We start from the raw sequence: 20,890 nt of genomic DNA on the forward strand, positions 1-20,890 counted from the left end.
GAGTGACGAGAGTGGGCGATCGCGCCGCGTGGCCAAAGGACAATCGCCTTGTTCTCATTGGGGATGTCCACGGTCACTATGAAGGCCTGTGCCGTTTACTAGATCTCGTTTCACCTCGCGTGGGCGATCGCCTGTACTTTCTTGGCGACCTTGTGGATCGAGGGCCGAGTAGTGCCGCTGTCGTGGAATTAGTGCGCCAGTGTGGCTATGGTGCTGTGCGCGGCAACCACGAAGACATGATGCTCTTCACCTTTGAGAATAAACAAATCAATCCAGCGCGGCTCTTTGTCTGGTCGAATAGTGGTGGGGATGAGACCCTTGCCAGCTACACCTCCACAGAGTTGCTTTGGCAGCACCTCGACTGGCTGCACAGAGTGCCTTTTTATCAGGATTTGGGAACGGTGTTTATCGTCCATGCGGGGCTTGATCCAACACTGCCCCTAGTGCAGCAAACCAGTAAAGAGTGCTGCTGGATCCGCGAGTCGTTTTTAGGCCACCCCATCCCCTACTTTGCGGATAAAACAATTGTGGTCGGCCACACGATTACCTTTACGTTTCCCAATGTCGAAGCAGGACAAATCGTGCGGGGTGCTGGCTGGATAGACATTGAAACCGGTGCTTATCATCGCCGCAGTGGCTGGTTGACGGCGCTGGATTGGACGAATCAATGGGTCTATCAAGTGAATGTCCTCTACGGCGGTACCCGCCAAGGGAAACTGGAAACATTCCTTGTGGATTTGGCAGATTTCTCTTGGAGCACGAGCTAGCGCTGGCGCCATGCCGACCACAAAAGACACGCAATGCCGATATTAATGGCAATATCCGCCACGTTAAAGACGGGAAATTGAATCCAGCGAAAATCCAAGAAGTCAACGACTTCGCCCGTGAGAAAGCGATCAATGCCATTGCCTAAGGCGCCACCCAGTAAACAGCCATAGCCCACTTGCTGCCAGCGATCTAATCTCGGACCGAGCACCGCCCAAGTGATCAGACCCAAGCTCACGATGAGAGACAGCCAGCGCAACCAGACACTGCCATTGGCAAAGAGGCTAAAGGCCGCCCCAGTATTTGTAACGTAGGTAATGTGAAAGACACCGGGGATAATGGGCGTTGTTTGCGGCGGTACTGTTAGGGCATAGGTGGCCACAATCCATGCTTTCGTCAGGCGATCGCTAACTAAGGCGAGGCCAGCCGCCCACCAAAAAAGGGGATTCTTGATCTTGAGCCGCTTACTGCTCATCCCACAGGACTAAGGGCGGCCACTGAGACCCGTGCCGCCACCTGTTGGGCGATCGCCCGTAGGGCTTGCGCCGAAGCAGACTGCGGATCCGCAATGAGAATCGGTTGACCCAAATCTCCCCCTTCCCGCACGGGCAATTCCAAAGGCACCTGTCCTAAAAGGGGTACACCCATTTCCGCCGCCAAGGCTTCGCCGCCCCCACTGCCAAAAATGTCATAGCGACGATTGGGCAAATCGGGGGGAATAAAGTAGCTCATATTTTCCACTAGCCCAAGGACTGTGACTCCCAACTGCTGAAACATCCGCAATCCCCGCCGTGCATCCCCAAGGGCAACAGGTTGGGGCGTTGTTACAATCACTACACCTGCCATTGGTACCGCTTGCGCCAGTGTGAGTTGGGCATCCCCAGTGCCGGGGGGCAAATCCACAATCAGATAGTCCAATGCGCCCCAATCGCTTTGGTAGAGAAATTGGCGAATAATGCCATTGAGCATGGGACCGCGCCAAATGACCGGCTGATCACGATCAATCAGGAAGGCCATCGACACCACTTTCAAACCATGAGCTACCGGAGGTAACAGGACATCGCCTCTGGCTTCCTTGCGCACTTCGACAATGGCATCCTCTAGCCCCAGCATCGTGGGAACATTCGGCCCATAGATATCCGCATCAATAATGCCAACGGCAGCCCCCGCTTGGGCAAGGGCAAGGGCTAAATTCACCGCAACGGTACTTTTGCCGACCCCCCCTTTCCCACTGGAGACGGCAATAATGTTCTTGACTCCTGCTACATCGGTGCGATCGGGCAGGCTCTTTTGCTGCGGCGTTTCAGCGGTAACCGCCACTTGCACATCCATCACCCCCGGCAGAGTAAAGACGGCCTTCTTGCAATCCTCGACAATAAATTCCCGTAGGGGACAAGCCGGGGTTGTCAGTACCAGTGTAAAGCGAACCGTGCCATCCTCAATGGCAACATCGCGGATCATGTTGAGTTCCACTAGCGATCGCCGTAACTCGGGATCTTCCACAGGACGGAGAACGGCCAACACAGACTCAACAGTAAGGGGGGCACTCATGCAGGTGATTCGTTACATTCGCTACTTAGATAGCGATCGTACCATCGTTGGGCAGATTCCTCCGCCAGCCACAGCAGCGATACAGCCAACGATGCAAGCCAAGACCGCTCTCAGACAGGATCACACCCCCATTTGCCTACACTATATTTCAGAAAAGGGCGGTATTCTGGAAAGTATTAGCCATTTGGGATCAGAAGGATTGCAACGTTGACTCACTCCACCCTCCACCAACCCGCCACAGCCGCCGGCCAAGGCCTGCAACGCCAACTTATTGTCATTCTTGATTTTGGGTCGCAATACTCCGAACTTATTGCCCGCCGCATTCGAGAGACCCAAGTCTATTCCGAGGTCATTTCCTACCGCACCACTGCTGAGCAACTTGCCCAATTAGCCCCCAAGGGCATCATTCTCTCCGGTGGCCCCAACTCCGTCTATGACGAGAATGCTCCCCAATGTGATCCAGAAATTTGGAACCTCGGCATTCCCATCCTTGGCGTGTGCTATGGCATGCAACTGATGGTGCAACAGTTGGGGGGAACTGTGGAGCGAGCCACCGCTGGCGAGTATGGCAAGGCAGCGCTCTTTATTGACGACCCCACGGATCTGCTCACGAATGTTGAGCAAGAAACAATTATGTGGATGAGTCATGGTGATAGCGTCACCGAGTTGCCCCCCGGTTTTCGCGTCTTGGCGCATACCCACAATACGCCAATGGCGGCGATCGCCCATCCAGAGCGGAAACTCTATGGCGTTCAGTTCCACCCAGAGGTGGTGCACTCCGTGGGCGGTATTGCCCTGATCCGCAACTTTGTCTATCACATCTGCGATTGTGAACCCACTTGGACAACGGCTGCCTTTGTCGAAGAAGCGATCCGTGAAGTGCGCGCCAAAGTGGGGAACAAACGGGTACTCCTTGCCCTATCGGGGGGGGTGGATTCCTCGACACTGGCCTTTTTGCTCCACCGCGCCATTGGCGATCAACTCACCTGTATGTTCATTGACCAAGGGTTCATGCGCAAAGGCGAACCGGAGCGACTCCTCAAGCTCTTTCAAGAGCAGTTTCACATCAAGGTGGAGTACGTCAATGCCCGCGATCGCTTCCTTGCCCAACTGGTGGGCGTCACAGACCCCGAAGAAAAGCGCAAACGCATTGGCCATGAATTTATCCGCGTTTTTGAAGAAGAGTCGCAGCGGCTAGGGCCTTTTGACTACCTTGCTCAGGGCACGCTGTATCCCGATGTCATTGAATCGGCAAATACCAACATTGACCCGCAAACCGGCGAGCGCGTAGCGGTGAAAATCAAGAGCCACCACAATGTGGGCGGTCTGCCGGAAAACCTGCGCTTTAAGCTGGTGGAACCCCTGCGCAAGCTCTTCAAGGATGAAGTGCGCCAAGTGGGGCGATCGCTGGGTCTGCCCGAAGAAATTGTGCGGCGGCATCCTTTTCCCGGTCCCGGTTTAGCGATTCGGATTCTGGGGGAAGTGACCCCGGAACGCCTAGAGATTCTGCGGGATGCGGATCTGATTGTGCGGCAGGAAATTAACCGCGCCGAGATGTACCACGACTTTTGGCAAGCCTTTGCGGTGCTGCTGCCGATTCGCACTGTGGGGGTAATGGGCGATCAGCGAACCTATGCCTATCCAGTGGTGCTGCGGTTTGTCACCAGTGAAGATGGAATGACCGCTGATTGGGCACGGGTGCCCTACGATCTCCTCGAGCGCATTTCCAACCGCATTGTCAACGAGGTGCCGGGGGTGAATCGGGTGGTCTATGACATTACCTCCAAGCCACCGGGAACCATTGAGTGGGAATAAATTTGCCAGAAAGGGGAGCGATCGGTTTAACTGGGAGAGATGGTGGTGTGAGTGATGTGGCATGAATGGCAAATGGACGCTGGCCCTTGGCTTTAGTGCAGGTGTATGGCTGCCCCTCGCGGCAACGGCGCAATCTAGCCCGCCCCAATGGCAAATTGAGGCTCGGCCAATAACTCACCCCACCTTTGAAGTGGCACCAACGGTGGAAGCACTGCCCCAATGGCAAGCCGTTCCCGAACCTAGGGGCGATCGCCCGTGGCAGCCAGCAACGCCAGAAGAACTGGCGCAACCCATTTTGCCCCCTGTAGCTGAGCAGGCACCGACACCCGTCATTGCCGAGGAACCCCAGTATCGCATTCCTCCCTTAATGCGTCCGCCCACCCGTCTCTTTAACTTGGAGACTGCCAATATCCTGCCGGAGCAAACCCTTGAACTACGGGGGGGAATTCGCAACTATGATCCCCAAGTGGCTGGGGGCGGCGGCGGTCTGCAAATTTTCTATGGCTCCATTGACTATGCGATCAATCATCGCTTACAAGTGAGCTTTAGTGGCAATTACTACGACGATCCCTTGGGACGCTTGGTGAAGGGGCTACAGCCCGACCTTCAGTTTGGGGCGATCGCTGCTGGTCTCAAATATCAAGTGCATCGCGGCGAGAATCTATCGGTGGCTGTGGCTGGCTCCCTAGAGGCAGTACGGGTGCGATCGGACAATTTCCTCTTTGTGCCGGGTGCTGCCCAAGCAGGTACTTGGACGGTTGCCGCCTCATTGCAAGCGCCAATGACCTATTCCTTTAATCCCCAGTTGCAGTGGCACTTTACGCCCAACCTCACCTATTTTCCCGACACAGTGAACAAGGGAGGAGAATTTTACGGCACGAACTTCAACTTTGGCACAGGCATCAGTTGGCAGCCCCATCCTCGCTTTAATCTTTTTGCCGATGTCAATATGCCCGTCGGTCCGGGGGGCAATGCCGTGCGCAGTAGCGATGGCGCGATCGTCAACCTGCCCGTGTGGAGTGCCGGTGTGCGCTTTCTAGTGAACCCTTCAGTGAGTATTGATTTGGCAGCCACCAACGCCTTTGGCATTACACCTGCAAGTCGTACCTTGGCTTTTTTGCCCGGTGCGGATCAAGTGGGTGTCATGGCGGGATTAAGCTATACCCCCAATATGGGGCCTGATTTTGCGCCACCCTTTTTGCCCAGTTTTCGCAGTGGGCCTCGGCAACCCCTCACGGATCGCGATCGCCAGCTTTTACTCAATGGCCTCACCCTTACCTCCCCCAGCACCCTTGATCCGGGGATGCTGCACCTGCGGGGCAATAGCGGCACCACAGGAACCGGTTTTCAGGTGGGCTTTGGTCTTGCCTACGATGCCCAATTTGCCATTGCCATTGAACAGTGGGAACGCGGCGAAACCCTCATCGAAAACATCAACTACAGCGGTAACTTGCAGTTGGGGCTAGCAGCGAAGTTGCGTTTCCTCGATCAGGCTCAAGGGGATCCCTTTTCTTTGGCCTTTCAAGGCTCATTTAATCGTGGCATTAAGCAGGGGGGAGGTGGCAGTCGTTCCCTAGGCGGCTTGGAACTGGCCTTTATGTATGAGCCAACCAAGAATGTGGCACTCCTGTTGAATCCCAAGTTGGGCATCTTTAGTCCCAGCCAAAAAATCGTCGGTGGTGTGGGGGTCGGCCTCAATGTTGAGGTAGTCCGCAACCTCCAATTCATTGCCGAAGCCACGCCGGTCTTTGGGCAAACGGGGGTCTATAGTGCCGGCTTGCGTTACGTCGTGCCCCAGTGGGGACTAGGCATTGATCTCTATGGATCAACGGCAGTCGGCAGCAGTATTCCCAATGCAGGTCTTGTCGGTCAGGGGTCGCCGGGGGTGGGGGTCAACCTCCATTGGCTGTTTGGCGGATCGCGGCCACAGGAGAATTAAAGTCATGCAAACTCAATAGTTGTTAGTCCCCCCTCAAGCGCAATGAAGGGGGAGCAGGGGCTAACACCTAACTGCCGTAGATGCCTTTATCATCCCGTTGGAAGAGGCGTTTGATGTGCTCCCACGCCTTAATGAGGGCATTTTTTTCATCGTTGGACTCCTTCAGCGCCTCGTTGTAGGCTTCGACAAATTTAGACTGAGCGGCCTCCGAGAGATCTGCGCGTACCTCTGGGGAAATATCCTCTGGCCCAGACAACTGCCCCTCAGGCTGACGCGGAATTTGCATCTCCGTAATGGCTGCCTCTTGACCGCCAGCGGATTGCAATAGGAGAAAAATCTCGCCGGCTTTGTCCTCAGGGACTTCAACGACCAGCAAAAATTCACCTGCCTGTACCCGCGTTTGATAAATGGCAGCTTTGTCCTGCGGCATCCCCAAGGAAATCAGTGCGGATCCTAGGCCGGCGCCCAAAGCACCATAGAGCGCACCACTGGTCGCCCCCAAAAGGGCAGCCGCCAGAGGGCCAGCAGCAGCCACAACGCCAATAAAAGGAATAAACAGAACGCCGACTCCGGTCAGCAAACTCAGCAGTGAACCAAACACCGAGCCATAGAGGGCACCCGTGGTGACGCCATCCAAAATAATATCTTTCTTAGTAATAAATCCACTAATGCGGGCTTCAGACTGAAAATTGCGGCCAATGATTGAGATATTTTCCTTGGGCACACCGCGATTCAAGAGTCGTTCGATCGCCTCTTTGACTTTGGCCTCTTCCTTGAAGGTGGCCGAGACACATTTTGTTGCTGGTTGAGCAAAAGTCGTACGCATTGATGGGTTTCCTCATCAGGACATGACCCCAGTATAGATACGAGCAATTATCGTTGACACCGAACCTCCAAGGTGAGGAAACAGAACGCTCTCCCCACTCGACTAATCGCGGGCAAGGTTTTCAAAGCGAGTGTATTGGGGGTCAAAGAGGAGCTTGACGGTGCCCACTGGGCCATTGCGGTGCTTGGCAATCAGGAGTTCACAAATGCCGCGATCGGGGGTGTCAGGGTTGTAATATTCATCGCGGTACAGCAGAATCACTAAGTCGGCATCCTGTTCAATAGAGCCGGATTCGCGCAAATCAGACATCAGGGGGCGTTTATTTTGCCGTGATTCAACACTGCGGCTGAGTTGGGAGAGGGCAATGACAGGGACATTGAGTTCCCGCGCCAGTCCCTTGAGGGAGCGGGTAATTTTGGAGAGTTCCTGCACCCGACCTTCGGTAGTTTCTTCGCCACCCATTAGTTGCAGATAGTCAATCAAAATGAGGCCGAGGCCATTGGGATGCTCGGCATGGAGACGACGGGCAGTGGAGCGAATCTCCCCAAGGGTGGGATTGGGAGTGTCGTCAATGTAGATGGGCAGTTGCGAGAGAATACCGATCGCCCGACTTAGGGGTTCCCACTGGTGTTGGCTAATGCGCCCCGCCCGTAAATAGTTGCTGTCAATGCGGGCTTCGCTGGCAAGGAGACGTTGCACCAGTTGCTCCTTGGACATCTCAAGGCTGTAGATCGCCACCCCCAGATTATGAATTTCGGCAATGCGACGGGCAATCTGTAGGGCGATCGCCGTCTTGCCCATTGAAGGACGACCGGCAATGATAATCAAGTCCGATCGCTGGAAGCCTTGGGTCATGTTGTCCAGATCATAGAAATTGCAGGATAGACCCGGCTGAATATGACCGATCGCCCGCTGCTCCAATTCCGTAAACGTGCGGGTAAGAATTTCATCGGTGCGGGTCAATCCCTGCTGAATCCGATCCTGCGTCACACTAAAGATCTGCTGCTCGGCCTGATCCAAGATCACATTCAATGGGAGGCTGCTATCGTAACCCAGCTTCACCACATGGGTACCGGCTTCAATAAGCTTACGGCGCAGGTATTTTTCCTTGACCAAGAGGGCGTAGCGATCGATATTGATCGCGCTCACTGTGCGCTCGACCAGTTCCACCAGCTTGGTGTGCCCCCCAACTCGTTCCAATAGCCCCTGATCCTGTAGCCAAGCGGTAACGCACAGCAGATCCGTGGGGCTGCCGCGACTGTGGAGCGAAACCGCTGCCCGATAGATCTCGCGGTGGGCACTGAGGTAAAAGGCCTCAACCGGCAAAATATCCACCACGCGGTTGATGGCTTCCGGGTCTAAGAGAATACCCCCCAAGATCCACTCTTCCGCTTCGAGGTTCTGGGGGGGAATCAGTTGGCTATCGGGCTGAAAACTTGGCTCCTGAACCATCAAGGAGGCTAGCCCTAATCGGCAACGACTTGGATATTGAGTTTGACACTCACTTCGGGGTGAAGCTTGATTTCAGACGTGTAGGTGCCCAATTTGCGAATCTCCGGCAGAGTTATTTCGCGACGATCGATGGTTTCACCCGTAATCGCTTGAATTGCATCGGCCACATCTTTGGGTGTAACGCTGCCAAAGAGCATATCTTTTTCGCCCACGGGCATTGAGATGGTAATGGTGGCCAGTTTTTCGAGGGTGGCTTTTTGTTTTTCAGCAACGCCTTTAAGTTCGGCGAGCCGCTGCCGTTCTTTTTCTTGGAGCCGCTCTACGCGCCGCAGGGCACTGGGGGTTGCTGGCTCGGCAATCCCTCTTGGAAATAGGTAATTACGGGCATAGCCGGGGGCGACTTCGACAACTTGACCCATTCGCCCGAGTTTATTGACGGTTTCATTCAAGACAACTTGCACCCGCTTTGCCATGGGGATCCTCTTTCATTGAACTGGATGGGTTAACAGCAAGCGTCAGCGCTGGTGGCTACGGCTGCTATTTTAGGACAAATAACTATTCTATAGCCTCTCGGCAGCAATTGCGACAAAAAAAGGGCAGAACGCTGTTCCACCCTTGTACCGAGTTTGTTCCAAAGTTAAGGGTTCACTTAGAGGGGATGGAAGAGCAAGTCGGGATAGAAACGATTAAACTCAATCAAAATCCCAGCGGTAATCGTCATCCAAATGGCGGCCAGCACGGGCGCGGTGGAAAGATAGGTCAAAAAGTGTTTCATGGTACGTCGTCCTTATGACAGTCAACAAACAGTGAAGCTAGCGAGGGGAAACGGTGATTTCGTTGTCTTTGGCGGTGAGTTCACCCGATGCCAGCTCCTTGAGGGCAGCCAATGGCCAAGCAAACCCCGTGAGCATGCATTTGATGGCAAGGGGCACATCAATAATGATTTCTTTTTCATTGGCCTCACCGCTGTTGCGCACAGCAATCAAGTAGGCGCGACCCACCCAGCCAATCCAGCCGGCAATGTACAGGAAGAGCACACTGGGAATGAGAAAATCACCGGCACGGCTGAGGCGACCATCCACAACGAGGTGGGGCAAACCATCTTGGCCGCATAGGGCTTGACTATAGCGCTCAAACCGTTTTTGACCGGAGGCGGGATCAGCGGTGGTATTCACAGCAGCGGCAGCACGTTTTTGAAAGGCAGGAGAATCTTTGCAGGGGACGAGTCCTGCCACATCAGCGGCGGCTAGAGGGGTAAAACCTAGCCACAGGGTCAAGACAAGGAGTAGGGCTAACAATCGACGCATGGAGTGTTGTCCTCAAATGCAGACAGGTCAAAGTGCATTCACGGAGAGAGCAATCCCTCCCAAAGCTGCCATCATTTTAGCGGATGGGCTTCAACCCAACCCTAGGGGAAAGGTTAATAATTTTTACGAGGGCAAATGCTGACTAATGCTTCCTCTGGCGATCGTTCTATGGTTGATTGGTGCTACCGCACAAACTGCATCTATTGAGCCAGACAAAGCTCCTTTGCTAGACTGGATCTATTGCTGGATTTGACTTTGAAACATCTACACATCGGTGGCGCTGGGGGGAGAGCTGACCCACGGTGATTTCGCAACCATGAAAAGTGTTTCTCCTATTTTACCCCCCATGGATGCTGACCTGACCTTTAACTTGCCCGACCAAAAGATCCTCGAGACCTTACCTGCCCAACAGTTAGTGGCGATTATTTTGCGTCAGCAGCAAATTATTAATCAACTCCGCCATACCCTCTCGCAGATTCCCGGCGCCCCTGAGGTCGTTCACCTTGAGACCCCACCCCCCTCAGAACCCCATCTGGCACTGGTGAGTGAGGACACGGTTTGTTATTTTCCCTTGACAGGGGGGAACTGCTGGACCATTGGCCGCAGTGAAGACAATTCCATTGTGCTCAGCGATCGCTGGATGTCACGGAACCATGCCATGATTCAGCGCATGGGACAGGGGGAGTTTTATCTCATTGATCTCGGCAGTCGCAATGGCACGTTCGTCAATGGTCGCCGCGTCAGTATTCCCGTGGCCCTGCACAATGGCGATCGCATTACCTTTGGCCAAACGGAACTGGACTTTTTTAACGAACCCTTTGCCTCCCTATTTGCCGAAAATGCCACTCTGTCTTTGCCTCAATCCGAAGGCTCCTCCACAGCACTGCTCCATGTCCGCCGCCTGTTGACGGTTCTGGTGGTGGATATTCGTGACTTTACCAAGCTAACGCGGCAACTCGAAGAGGAGCTACTGTCGGAGCTAATTGGCACGTGGTTTCATCGGGCGGGCGAGATTATTCGTCAGTACGGCAGTTGGGTTGATAAGTACATTGGCGATGCGGTCATGGCGGTTTGGATCCACGAAAGCGAGGAGATTGGCTATCAAGAAATTTGCCACACCCTCTCTGCCTTAGAGGATTTACGGCTGATGACGGGAGAACTGCACCAGCACTATCCCTTGCCGTGGCCACTGCGCATTGGTTCTGGTTTGAATACGGGCTATGCCATGGTGGGTAATACGGGGAGTGGCGATCGCCCCGACTATACTGCTCTGGGAGATACCGTTAACGCTGCCTTTCGCCTTGAGAGTGCCACCAAAACCATTGCCGCTGATCTGGCTATGGGGGCAACCACCTACCACTACCTTGTGCAGTCTTGTCCAACCGTTGTCCCCTTTCGACCCCAAGTGCTGAACCTCAAGGGCTATGATGCTCCTGTACCCGCCTACGTGGGCAGCTTTGATGACCTCCATCGGTTCCTTGCCCAAGCCATCAAAGGTAGGGACACCCTGCACTAAACACCTGAAAAAAGGGATTAAGGGACGGCCTCCCTCTGATATTATTGAATCACCTGTAGGGGGCAGTCTAGACATCAGTCTATTGTGGGCGTGATGCCTCAGTTTCCTCTGTCACCCTGCTGGCGATCGGCTACCGCCGCCTGCGCTCGCTGTGCGATGTGGTCAGTTCTTTGCTTTGACTCTTAATGAACCGCTGTTTTTTGTAATGACCTGTGAGATTTGGGAGGTAAAGGAATTATGCAACGTTTGGGCCGCTGGCTAGCACTGGCTTACTTCGTGGGCGTTAGCCTGTTGGGCTGGATCAACTGGAGTGCCCCAACCTTGGCGGCAACTGCATCCACCGAGGAAGAACTGGTCAATGTGATAGATGAGAAACTTGGCACTGCCTATGGTGAAAAAATTGACCTTAACAATACCAACATTGCCGCCTTTATTCAATACCGGGGGTTATACCCAACCCTAGCTAAGTTAATCGTTAAAAATGCCCCCTACCAATCCGTTGAAGATGTCCTGAATATTCCCGGCTTGACGGAGCGGCAAAAGGAAATTCTGCGGGAAAACTTGGATCACTTTACGGTGACCGAGGTGGAAACGGCTCTCGTTGAGGGTGGCGATCGCTATAATAATGGGCTATACAAATAACTACCCTCATTAGATCAACTTTGGGTTAGCGTTGACTCCCGCAACTTCTGGATTTGATGTCTTAATCATTGGCAGTGGTGCTGCGGGTCTCAGTGCTGCCCTTGCCCTTCCCCCTAGTTATCGCATTGGCCTGATTACCAAAACTGACCTTCGCCAATCTGCCAGTGGCTGGGCACAAGGCGGTATGGCTGCGGCCATTGACCCGACGGATTCTCCCCTACTCCATGCCCAAGATACCCTTGCTGCGGGGGCTGGCCTCTGTGATCCAGTGAGTGTCCAGTTTTTGGTTGAGCAGGCACCGGCACAGGTGGAGCGGCTCTTGGCGATGGGGGTGGCTTTTGATCGCGTGGGCGATCGCCCGGCTCTGACCCTCGAAGCGGCTCATTCTCGTCCTCGGGTACTTCATGCCGCTGACACCACAGGTCAAGCCCTGATTACAACACTGCTCGAACAGGTCACTGCTGCACCCCATATCGCGCTTCTGCCCAATAGCTTTGTCTTTGATCTGTGGCTAGAGTCGGGGCGATGCTGTGGGGTGTGTCTGTTGCGTCAGGGACAACTTCAGTGGCTGCGCTCGGGGGCAGTTGTTCTCGCCACAGGGGGCGGCGGTCAAGTTTTTGCCCAAACCACGAATCCCCCCTTAAGCACTGGCGATGGTGTGGCAATGGCATGGCGGGCAGGAGCACACATTCGGGATGTCGAGTTTTTCCAATTTCATCCCACCGCTCTTGCCGTTGAGGGAGCACCGCGATTTCTGATCAGTGAAGCAGTGCGCGGTGAAGGGGCACATCTCATAGACCACACAGGGCATCGCTTTGTGGCGGACTACCATCCTGCTGGCGAGCTGGCACCACGGGATATTGTCAGTCGCGCCATTTACCGTCACCTTCAGCAGAGCCATGCCCCCCATGTCTGGCTGGACTTACGACCGATTTCTCGCGATCGCCTGCACTACCGTTTTCCGAAAATCATTGCTGTCTGTCGGCAGTGGGGCATTGATGTTGAACAGCAACCCATTCCCGTGTCTCCAGCAGCCCATTACTGGATGGGAGGAGTCGTCACCGATTTACAGGCCAAGACCAGCCTTCCCGGCCTCTATGCCGTTGGTGAAGTTGCCAGTACTGGTGTCCACGGTGCCAATCGCCTTGCGAGTAACTCCCTTTTGGAATGCTTTGTCTTTTCAGCTCAACTGGCACATCTGCACCCTCAGCCCCTTCCCTTGGCGGTGTCCCCTGTTAGCCAGCAAGCCCTTGAAATTGAGCCAGTGAGTTTTCGGCAGTGGCGCCAAGATCTGCGGGAACTCCTGTGGCAAAGTGCTGGCATTTGTCGCGATGCTCCCACACTGATGGCCGCTCTTTCCCAAGTGAAAGAATGGCGCCAAGAACTGCTGGCTCATCCGATTGCGATCGCCCTTCGTGAACTCAACCCCAATCACTGCTATACCCTCAGCAATACAGCCGCCCAGACAACTCTTTGGGAATGGGGCGAGCTACGCAATCTCTTGGACATTGCCTACTTAATTCTCAAAAGTGCCCTCTTTCGGGAGGAAAGCCGCGGAGGCCACTACCGTCAAGACTACCCCCAACCCGATCCCAATTGGCAAATGCACACCCTAATTTGGGGAGAGCACTGGCAAAAAGCGGCAATTCAAGGCGTCCAGAGTAAACTATAGTTGCTATAGATTCCAAAAATTTTTTGCGGTGATCTATCCCTATGATGCAGTCACGGCGTGTGCAGGAAAGTTTGGTGGGTCTGGTGATCCTTGCGGGCTTAGCCACATTAGGGGTCGGCCTACTCTGGTTGCGGGGCAACCTTGCCGGTACCAATAGCTACACCCTTGAGGTGGAATTGGATACAGCACCCGGCTTAGCGGTGGGGACACAGGTGCGCTATCGCGGTGTCCAAGTGGGTCGCGTCACGGCCATTGGGTTTGACGCCAATGGTGTCCAAGTGAGTGTGCGCGTCAATAATGTGTTGATTCCCCGTAGTGCTGTACCGGAGATTCGCCAGTCGGGCTTTATTGGTCAGGCTTTCTTGGACTTTACCCCCAAGGAGCGAGTACCGGAGATTCCCGAGGGCGTCACTGCCTTTGCCCCCAAGTGCCAACCAGACTTGATTTACTGCAATGGCGATCGCGTGACGGGCGTCCGAACAGCCAGCCTCGAAGACCTCATACGGGCAGCTACCCGCTTTACCCTAGCGCTGGAAGAATCAGGGATTATCAATAACGCCAATACCCTCATTCTGGGCGCAACCCGCACCGTCAATCGTGCCGATCAATCCCTGACGAAGGTGACCACTGCCCTCGATAGTTTCAACGCCCTCAGTAATGAAGCCCGTGCTGAACTACGGAACTTTAGCACAGCCTCGCAAGCGGTGACCCGTGCGGCCAACCAGATCAGTGAAATGGTTGAGGTCAACCGCAACACGATTAACTCCGCCTTGCGCAACATTGATGGCGCGGCCCGCGATCTGAGAACCACGCTTCATGCCCTTCGTCCCCTGACCAAGCAGCTGGAGCAGGGGGAATTATTGGCCAATTTGGATGCCCTCATTAAAAATGGTGCTGAGGCAGCAGCCAATCTCAATAAAGTCTCTGGGACACTGAGCAGTCCTATCATTATGCTGTCGATCGCCCAAACCCTAGATGCAGCACGGGCAACATTTATCAATGCCCAAAAACTCACGAATGACTTGCTCAAACTCACGGGCGATGAATCGTTCCAGTCTGATTTGCGACGCCTCATTAAAATCCTCAGCCGCCTACTGGCTTCGAGTGAGGAGCTTGAGCAGCAATTCTTGGCACTCCATGCCACTTCCCTAGGAGAAACTCAGCCACCACCCCCCAACCCTGCCCCGAGTCCAAGTGTGGCTGCGACGCCCCCCAAAGAGGAAGAAGCTGCCGTGACCAGTGATCCCTAGGTTGGCAATTGGTTGAGCGGGCGGTTTCTGTGCTACCCATACAGGTAAAGCGCACTTCGCTACGACGACGGGAAACATCTGGATTGCGGTTTACTGGTGCGAGTTGACCATTGAGCCAGTAGAGCTGCCCCGCAGAGTAGGCGCGAAATTTCAGGCCAGCCAGTTTGGGTTGTTTTGCTTGGGCCTTGCGCAGTTCGTTGGCGATCGCCAGTGCCCGCATCAGACCGAGATCAGCATTCGAGCCGGGGGTCAAGCAGTTCAATGTATTACTGGCTGCCGCCTGCTCTAGCAAGGCAAGGATTGGCGTTTAGTACAGCCCTTTTCCAAAATATCCCGTGCCCAATCCCGACGTAAAAATCCGTAACGTTGATTTTAACGAGCTGTTCGGGTTTCTCCTGTGCGGGTAAAGCGCACTTCGATACGACGCCGGGAAGCATCTGGATTGCGGTTCGCTGGTGCGAGTTGACCATTGAGCAAGTAGAGCTGCCCCGCAGAGTAGGCGCGAAATTTCAGGCCAGCCAGTTTGGGTTGTTTTGCTTGGGCCTTGCGGAGTTCGTTGGCGATCGCCAGTGCCCGCATTAGACCGAGATCAGCATTCGAGCCGGGGGTCAAGCGGTTCAATGTATTACTGGCTGCCGCCTGCTCTAGCAATGTATCGAGATTACTGCCACTGCCTTGATTGGGCTGGCCGTCGGTATGGCCAATGATTTCCACGGTGTCAATACCATACTTTTCACGGGTATCCATAACCATTGAGGCTAAATTTACCCAAATGTATTGGCGAAACGGTTCAGAGAGTTGCGCACTGCCCGCAGGGAAACGAAATTTTTCATTATCTGGAATAAAGAGAATCGGCGGCGGTCCTTGGACAGTCTGTTGGGTTTGAAGCTGTTTTCTCAGTTCATTCACTTGTTTTTGATTAACAATCATAAAAATCATCATGAAAAACGTGATTAAGCTCAAAATCAGCAAGCTGCCAGACATCAGATCCGTGTAGGACATCCAAGGGTTGAAGTCCTCTGATTCCTGTTGCCAAGAGCGACGGAGTGGGCGCATAGACAATTACCTAAGTTTGCGTGGGAGCGGGTGTAATTTTTTGGGAGAGAGTCACCAAGTTGCCATTGATTTGCTCAAGGGATTGAACGGCTTTGGTCATTGATTGGCTAGAGTCTTGGCTGTGTTTCTTCAATTGGCTTAACTGCTCGTTGACCACTTGGGTAATTTGATCCGTCACTTGCTCTAGGCACTTCTCAAGGGCTTTGATCTGGCTCTGGCGATCGCCATCGCTTGCGGAGCGTTGCTTGCGATAGTTTTCAAAGCTATTTCTGAGAGTTGTTAACTGGTCGGTGAGGGATTTATATTGCCGATCCAACTGCTCTGTGACACGGGAAATTTGGTTTGCGGCTGTACTCAGTTGTTCGACATGGGAGGTATTCTTCCTCAAAAGAGTGAGCAACTGCTCTTGACTGGTTTTGTTCTGCTCAATAATATTGGACACTTCCGTGCAAAACTTGCTAACACCAAAACGCACTTGCCGCAGTTCCTCATTCCCTTGGAGGAGGTGTTGGCCAACATCATTACTAAGTCGCTCCATAGAGCGCAGCATCGTTAGGAGTTCCTGTTGATTTTGGCTCAGGGTATTTTGTGATCTTTGGGCGATCGCCAGCAGTTCCGTCAGTTGATCTGCGACTTGTGCCAGTTCCGTGGACTTCTGCGCCACTTGCCGATTCACCTGCTCAATCTGGTTGACCAAGCCCAAAACCATGTCGTGAATATGTCTAAAGGTGGTCGTGGTGGTGCTGAGATCGCTGGCAATTTCCTCAAAATTCACGTGGGTGCGATTGACCCGCTCTAGGGTTTCTGAAACCTTGGTGGTCAGGGCAATCACTTGACTATTCAGTTCTTGCGATCGCGCCGCCGCTGTCGTCAACTGATCAATAAACTGCGCAAGTTGCTGTGTTGCCGTACTAAATTTCTCCGCAAACTCGCTATTTTCCAATGTCTGCACTGCGGTCTGAAAGATATTTGCCCCAGACACAAGATTGCCCGCTGCGTTATCGATTCTGGCAAAGACCCTCTCCGCTAGCTCAATATTCCTGCTGTACATTTGCCTAAGATTGGCCAATTCCCGCTCGAGGGGTTCTCTAATTGCGCTAGTGACAGTTTCATGGAAGTTCTCTAAAAAGATAGAAAAGTTGTCATCAATGGATTTAATCAACCGTCCAGTGGGGTTTCGTTGTTCACTAGCTAGTTCATGATCCAGATACAGTTCTACAGCTGTGAAAAAGTGCCGCCGTGCCAAAGTGGTATTCCAAATAGAATTGATAAAGGTTAGCAAAATTCCCAGCGAAAGGCTGACCAAACTCGACACAAAGGCCAGCGCCATTCCCCGCAGCGGCTGACGGAACCGAGTGAACAATTCCTGAATCACAACATTCTGTTGGGCAGGATTTTCCCCTTGAAGGGCAGAAATATCCAGTGTTCCCAAGTTGTCGATGATGCTAAAGACATTGATCGTGATTCCCAAAAACGTGCCCAGCAACCCAATCGCAATCAGTAAGTTGGGGGTTACCCGTGTCAGGTACTCAATTTGTTCTAGGGACATGCCCCACAGCCGTTCTTGGCCAAGCATGTAGTCCACCAAGGTAACTGTATTGATCTCGTCGTACTTTTCTAAGCAGCGCGTCATCCGCTGCCGCAGGTTCTGAATGAGAACGGGCGCTTGTGTCGTCTCACTGGCCACAGCCCACTGCCAGCGGATAAACTCCATTAACCGTAAAAAAAGGCGCCACCGCAGCACAGCACTCATAAAGGCAATGAGGATCGGCGTGCCAATAAAGAGTTGGAGGATGGGCGAACCCTGCACCTCTTCTAGAAACAGGCTAAACAGCTCCATTCTTTTTACCTCAGGGAAAACAATGCGTTATTGCTCTAGTTTGTCTTGATCATCCTCATCTGCCGCGTCAACATCTTGTTGCTCAGGGGGTGGTGACTGATTGAGTAGGCGATCGCTCCGAGTTGTACCCGAGGTCAATGTTTGGCTCCAGCGATCCTCAATGCGTTTGTCCAGTTCCTCAATCAACTCCTCAAGAATGCCCTTTTGGGCAATCTCCGTGAGGCCTTGAATCTCTGTCCCTGCCACAATTGGCACCATGGCAAAGTTAATGTGATCGGGTGAGTAGGCGCGAATTTCCTCAATGAGTGTCATCACATGTGGCCGATAGTCCTTTTGCCATTGCGGGGGATTACTCACTAGAAGCTCAATTACCCCATTCAGTTGTTGGTGAAGGACATCTGTTAATGTCATGGTACGTTGATCTTGGTTGCGAATCTGCACCCAAGTTAATTGATCAATAACGACTGACCAATCATTCCCAAAGGTAATTTTCCTGCCCTTGTTTTTAGGATCAAAGACAAGATTATCGCCCTCTAGGGCAAACATTCTCAAGCCGAGGCACTTAAAGAACAGCTCCTGCACTTCCCGCACCACTTCTGGCGGGGGCGGCAAAATATCCGTGAGCGTAATCGTTTTATTGGTATGCAGGGCGTCAAAATTGCCCGCGTCGCCTCGGTTTTCGTAGGCATACTGGAAATTCTTGGCCGTCAAATCATTGATCAACCGCAGGGGAAAGCCGGCATACTCCGTCATGAAAATCACTTGATGCTGTTCTGACGCCGGCAATTGCACCCGCTGTGCATTCCCCAGTATCCCTGTTTCCGTCAGCAGTTGGGTAAAGGCCTGCACATAGGCATCCTCTGTGGGGGGTTGGTGATAGGCAATGAAGACCGTTCGCTTATGGGGGGCGTTGTTAAAATAGCCGTCATTAAGATTCAGAGGCAGCAGAATGTCCGACTGATTCTTCAGCGATGTTAAATACGCAATCAACTGCTCGCGGCTGCCCATTTCCATAAAACGCTGAATTGCCGATCCCCGCAGTGCCAGCATCAAGGTCGAAATCCGTCTGTCCACCACTTGATCAAGGGCAATGGGAACTTCCGCTGTAAACTGGGGTTTGAGGAAGCGTTCTAAGCTCGGTGGCGCCTCTGTGCTGACAACCACTGCTTTTTGAATCACCTCAGTAGAAAGCTGTTCCAGAGCCAAGCGCCGCTCCCCTTCCTTGGGGGGCAACACCGCATTAATCGCATTTTCGGTGTCTTGGGGATTGACAATGGGCAAGCCAATTCGCTCTTGAACATTGACTTCCGAGAGCTTTTCACCCCGCCGTTGCAGTACGAGGATATTTTCTTGGATGAAGTTGCGTAACTGCACCAACTGGGCAATTTTTTGATTCGTAAATACAATCAGGTCTTCTGTAGCCACCCGGGCTTGACGACTCACCTGCGATTGGTAATTTTGGCGAGCGAGGGTCAGCACTTGATCCACAGCCACCCGAAAGGCAGTTTGAATTTTTGCCGTTTTGCCAAAGGGAAGAAGCTGCCCCTGAATTGCCTGCACCTCATTTTGCAGTTGGGTAGTGATATTGCGCAGTTCCGCATCAGCATTTTGGGGACGATTCGCCTCGTATTGAGCACGGACACGCTCGAAGTTAGTCTTGAGTCCCTGTAGCCAGTTAATGGCATTGTCGAGGCCAAAGAATTGGTGATCTGGTTGCAGGATTTGCTCTAGAAATTTTTCAATACTGGCTTTGATGTCATTGGTCACGTCTGACGTGTGCTCAACAATTGGCGTGAGCCAAACCCCCCGTTCTTTGCTGTTCTCTGCAGGGCGCACATAGTTCAGCAGTGCCATGGCATTCTGGGGAAATTGCGTTTTTAACAGATCTTGTTGCCCACGGGATTGGGCTGCACTAATTTGACTATATTGATCGTTGCGCCAGCGTTCTAAATTGGCACTTAGCGTTCCTCCCTGCACGGGGACTTTTTCTAACCGTTGTTTCAGCAGTTGCCCTAGATCATCCGTCCCCCAGTCAAATTGACTTGTATAGAACTGCTGCATTTGGCTGTTAGTGGGGGCTTGACCAAGACCATTTTTCCAGAACTCTAACACTTGAATTTTGATTTGGTTGGCGGCCAGCAAATTGATCTTGTCTTGGGGGAAGTAAATGCTCGCCAGTCCAGTGGCCATGTAGCGCTGGCGATTTGGGCGGGGGTGTTTATCGTATTCTTCGGTGGCATCAATGGAACGCAAATTGTCACGGGCAGAGATTGCAGCGGCAGCCGTCGCACTACTACTCAAAAAGAGGCAAATTTTCTGAGCAATGGTGTTGGCGATTTTGCCCTTGGCGTTGGGATCCGTTGGGGGAATGATGAATGTGCCGCCGGGGGTGGCGTTGGACATCAAGTAGATGTAGTCGTAGGGCGGGCGAGACTCCCCTAGACGGCGTTCGCCGGGGTATTGGGCATTAAAAATGGTGCCCTTGCGGGTGTAATAGTCCAATTCCTTGAGGGCAGCGTAGCAGTTGGCCTTGACGACATCGTTGCCACCGTAGAGATCGGGACTGACGACAAAGTAGCCGTAGGTTTCAAAGTTGGGCACACTTTCGGCAAAGAGCCGCCGCAGAATGTAGCCGATATCGAGAAACAGGCCGCTACCGGTACCGCCGCACAGGGAACCCGCCACAAAAACCCGTAACCCCGGCCTGACTTCGATGCCACGGGCAATCAGGGCACCCGCATCAGCACCAACCACACGGCCATGGGCTAAGTTCAAGGTTCTCACCACCCGATCATAATTTTTGAAGAGGGCAAAACGACCCACTGCCCTCACGGCACCTGCTCCCTGCTCAATGGCGCTGAGGTTGCGAATCAGTTGATCGGGAAACCATTCAAGGATATGGTCGTCGGAATTTTGCACATAGGTATTTTTTTTCCGCCGTTCGTAGTTCTGCTTAAATTCATTGACTTCGTTGAGGGAAACGCGGATATGGACTTCCTCAGCCGGGGTAAATTCAATGCTTTGGCCTCGGTAACTGGGAATGGGCCCCCCGCGATCGGTATCAATTTGCACAAAACTGACGATGGGTAGATCGGCCAAGGAACCAAATTCTTCAATGATATTTTGGCGAATGCGTACCAGAACATCTCGCCCGGTGCCCCCTAGCCCTACGCAGATAACGGGCATAACGGTCAAATTATTGTTTTCTGCGGTATCTGTGGTAAACATCCAGCCCCCTATGAGTCTGCTGCTAAACGAA

Annotated in this window: 18 protein-coding genes; 8 read left to right on the top strand and 10 right to left on the bottom strand. The window is 53.2% G+C overall.

The window, feature by feature from the left end:
• Window positions 1-11 precede the first annotated feature (11 nt).
• On the top strand, window positions 12-767 hold the full coding sequence (locus tag RHK62_RS02335; RefSeq protein WP_310453211.1) for a metallophosphoesterase family protein: 756 nt from the start codon (window positions 12-14) through the stop codon (window positions 765-767).
• On the opposite strand, the gene lspA is transcribed toward RHK62_RS02335, so the two are convergent.
• The gene (gene lspA / locus RHK62_RS02340) at window positions 764-1,240 is read right to left on the bottom strand and encodes a signal peptidase II (protein ID WP_206200904.1); all 477 of its coding nucleotides are present in this window, start codon (window positions 1,238-1,240) and stop codon (window positions 764-766) included. The two genes, RHK62_RS02335 and lspA, sit on opposite strands and share 4 nt — an antisense overlap.
• A complete protein-coding gene (locus tag RHK62_RS02345) occupies window positions 1,237-2,316 on the bottom strand; it encodes an Mrp/NBP35 family ATP-binding protein (protein WP_149820305.1) in 1,080 nt (359 codons plus the stop codon). Before RHK62_RS02345 ends, lspA begins: the two co-directional genes overlap by 4 nt.
• Between RHK62_RS02345 and RHK62_RS02350 the strand changes: the two genes are divergently transcribed.
• From RHK62_RS02350 to RHK62_RS02360, 3 genes are all read left to right on the top strand, one after another.
• Window positions 2,315-2,527, top strand: a complete 213-nt coding sequence (locus RHK62_RS02350; RefSeq protein ID WP_302678745.1) for a hypothetical protein — start codon at window positions 2,315-2,317, stop codon at window positions 2,525-2,527. The two genes, RHK62_RS02345 and RHK62_RS02350, sit on opposite strands and share 2 nt — an antisense overlap.
• Window positions 2,524-4,131, top strand: coding sequence for a glutamine-hydrolyzing GMP synthase (guaA, locus tag RHK62_RS02355; protein WP_304941102.1), 1,608 nt, complete (start codon window positions 2,524-2,526; stop codon window positions 4,129-4,131). Before RHK62_RS02350 ends, guaA begins: the two co-directional genes overlap by 4 nt.
• 61 nt (window positions 4,132-4,192) lie before the next feature.
• Window positions 4,193-6,070, top strand: coding sequence for a hypothetical protein (locus RHK62_RS02360; protein WP_206200906.1), 1,878 nt, complete (start codon window positions 4,193-4,195; stop codon window positions 6,068-6,070).
• 67 nt (window positions 6,071-6,137) lie between these two features.
• Here the strand turns inward: RHK62_RS02360 and RHK62_RS02365 are convergent, their stop codons facing one another.
• From RHK62_RS02365 to RHK62_RS02385, 5 genes are all read right to left on the bottom strand, one after another.
• A complete protein-coding gene (locus RHK62_RS02365; RefSeq protein ID WP_206200907.1) occupies window positions 6,138-6,896 on the bottom strand; it encodes a ChaB family protein in 759 nt (252 codons plus the stop codon).
• A 102-nt stretch (window positions 6,897-6,998) separates the two neighbouring features.
• On the bottom strand, window positions 6,999-8,348 hold the full coding sequence (gene dnaB / locus RHK62_RS02370) for a replicative DNA helicase (protein WP_310453212.1): 1,350 nt from the start codon (window positions 8,346-8,348) through the stop codon (window positions 6,999-7,001).
• A 14-nt stretch (window positions 8,349-8,362) separates the two neighbouring features.
• Window positions 8,363-8,821 carry a 50S ribosomal protein L9 gene (gene rplI, locus RHK62_RS02375; protein ID WP_302678747.1) on the bottom strand — a complete coding sequence of 153 codons (459 nt, stop codon included), beginning with the start codon at window positions 8,819-8,821 and terminating at the stop codon, window positions 8,363-8,365.
• A gap of 176 nt (window positions 8,822-8,997) precedes the next feature.
• Window positions 8,998-9,123 carry a photosystem I reaction center subunit IX gene (gene psaJ / locus RHK62_RS02380; RefSeq protein WP_011058244.1) on the bottom strand — a complete coding sequence of 42 codons (126 nt, stop codon included), beginning with the start codon at window positions 9,121-9,123 and terminating at the stop codon, window positions 8,998-9,000.
• Window positions 9,124-9,160: 37 nt separating this feature from the next.
• On the bottom strand, window positions 9,161-9,655 hold the full coding sequence (locus RHK62_RS02385; protein ID WP_206200909.1) for a Photosystem I reaction center subunit III: 495 nt from the start codon (window positions 9,653-9,655) through the stop codon (window positions 9,161-9,163).
• Between the two features lie 316 nt (window positions 9,656-9,971).
• On the opposite strand from RHK62_RS02385, the gene RHK62_RS02390 reads away from it, so the two are divergent.
• The 4 genes from RHK62_RS02390 to RHK62_RS02405 all read left to right on the top strand — a co-directional run bounded on the left by RHK62_RS02390 (window position 9,972) and on the right by RHK62_RS02405 (window position 14,735).
• Window positions 9,972-11,171, top strand: a complete 1,200-nt coding sequence (locus RHK62_RS02390; protein ID WP_206200910.1) for an adenylate/guanylate cyclase domain-containing protein — start codon at window positions 9,972-9,974, stop codon at window positions 11,169-11,171.
• Window positions 11,172-11,408: 237 nt separating this feature from the next.
• Entirely contained in the window at window positions 11,409-11,813 is a 405-nt protein-coding gene (gene psbU / locus RHK62_RS02395) for a photosystem II complex extrinsic protein PsbU (RefSeq protein ID WP_302677231.1), read from the top strand.
• 31 nt (window positions 11,814-11,844) lie between these two features.
• Window positions 11,845-13,485 (top strand): L-aspartate oxidase, encoded by a 1,641-nt coding sequence (nadB, locus tag RHK62_RS02400; RefSeq protein ID WP_310437964.1) that lies wholly within the window; start codon window positions 11,845-11,847, stop codon window positions 13,483-13,485.
• 41 nt (window positions 13,486-13,526) lie between these two features.
• A complete protein-coding gene (locus RHK62_RS02405; RefSeq protein ID WP_206200913.1) occupies window positions 13,527-14,735 on the top strand; it encodes an MlaD family protein in 1,209 nt (402 codons plus the stop codon).
• Between the two features lie 372 nt (window positions 14,736-15,107).
• Here RHK62_RS02405 and RHK62_RS02410 read toward each other — a convergent pair whose 3' ends face one another.
• The 3 genes from RHK62_RS02410 to RHK62_RS02420 are packed head-to-tail and all read right to left on the bottom strand — an operon-like array spanning window position 15,108 to window position 20,859.
• Window positions 15,108-15,791 carry a hypothetical protein gene (locus tag RHK62_RS02410; RefSeq protein WP_302677235.1) on the bottom strand — a complete coding sequence of 228 codons (684 nt, stop codon included), beginning with the start codon at window positions 15,789-15,791 and terminating at the stop codon, window positions 15,108-15,110.
• A gap of 10 nt (window positions 15,792-15,801) precedes the next feature.
• On the bottom strand, window positions 15,802-17,631 hold the full coding sequence (locus tag RHK62_RS02415) for a hypothetical protein (protein ID WP_302677236.1): 1,830 nt from the start codon (window positions 17,629-17,631) through the stop codon (window positions 15,802-15,804).
• Between the two features lie 27 nt (window positions 17,632-17,658).
• Window positions 17,659-20,859, bottom strand: coding sequence for a tubulin-like doman-containing protein (locus RHK62_RS02420; RefSeq protein ID WP_310453213.1), 3,201 nt, complete (start codon window positions 20,857-20,859; stop codon window positions 17,659-17,661).
• Window positions 20,860-20,890: the final 31 nt, after the last annotated feature.

It is taken from the genome of Thermosynechococcus sp. HY213, from assembly GCF_031460975.1.
Classification (GTDB): Bacteria; Cyanobacteriota; Cyanobacteriia; order Thermosynechococcales; family Thermosynechococcaceae; genus Thermosynechococcus.

What these genes read in the sequence shown, in the direction of transcription:
- RHK62_RS02415 (WP_302677236.1), bottom strand. Translation starts at nt 17,631, where the DNA reads ATGGAGCTGTTTAGCCTGTTTCTAGAAGAGGTGCAGGGTTCGCCCATC.
- RHK62_RS02385 (WP_206200909.1), bottom strand. Translation starts at nt 9,655, where the DNA reads ATGCGTCGATTGTTAGCCCTACTCCTTGTCTTGACCCTGTGGCTAGGT.
- RHK62_RS02420 (WP_310453213.1), bottom strand. Translation starts at nt 20,859, where the DNA reads ATGTTTACCACAGATACCGCAGAAAACAATAATTTGACCGTTATGCCC.
- psbU (WP_302677231.1), top strand. Translation starts at nt 11,409, where the DNA reads ATGCAACGTTTGGGCCGCTGGCTAGCACTGGCTTACTTCGTGGGCGTT.
- RHK62_RS02345 (WP_149820305.1), bottom strand. Translation starts at nt 2,316, where the DNA reads ATGAGTGCCCCCCTTACTGTTGAGTCTGTGTTGGCCGTTCTCCGTCCT.
- dnaB (WP_310453212.1), bottom strand. Translation starts at nt 8,348, where the DNA reads ATGGTTCAGGAGCCAAGTTTTCAGCCCGATAGCCAACTGATTCCCCCC.
- RHK62_RS02360 (WP_206200906.1), top strand. Translation starts at nt 4,193, where the DNA reads ATGAATGGCAAATGGACGCTGGCCCTTGGCTTTAGTGCAGGTGTATGG.
- lspA (WP_206200904.1), bottom strand. Translation starts at nt 1,240, where the DNA reads ATGAGCAGTAAGCGGCTCAAGATCAAGAATCCCCTTTTTTGGTGGGCG.
- RHK62_RS02350 (WP_302678745.1), top strand. Translation starts at nt 2,315, where the DNA reads ATGCAGGTGATTCGTTACATTCGCTACTTAGATAGCGATCGTACCATC.
- RHK62_RS02410 (WP_302677235.1), bottom strand. Translation starts at nt 15,791, where the DNA reads ATGCGCCCACTCCGTCGCTCTTGGCAACAGGAATCAGAGGACTTCAAC.
- rplI (WP_302678747.1), bottom strand. Translation starts at nt 8,821, where the DNA reads ATGGCAAAGCGGGTGCAAGTTGTCTTGAATGAAACCGTCAATAAACTC.
- RHK62_RS02405 (WP_206200913.1), top strand. Translation starts at nt 13,527, where the DNA reads ATGATGCAGTCACGGCGTGTGCAGGAAAGTTTGGTGGGTCTGGTGATC.
- psaJ (WP_011058244.1), bottom strand. Translation starts at nt 9,123, where the DNA reads ATGAAACACTTTTTGACCTATCTTTCCACCGCGCCCGTGCTGGCCGCC.
- RHK62_RS02365 (WP_206200907.1), bottom strand. Translation starts at nt 6,896, where the DNA reads ATGCGTACGACTTTTGCTCAACCAGCAACAAAATGTGTCTCGGCCACC.
- RHK62_RS02390 (WP_206200910.1), top strand. Translation starts at nt 9,972, where the DNA reads ATGAAAAGTGTTTCTCCTATTTTACCCCCCATGGATGCTGACCTGACC.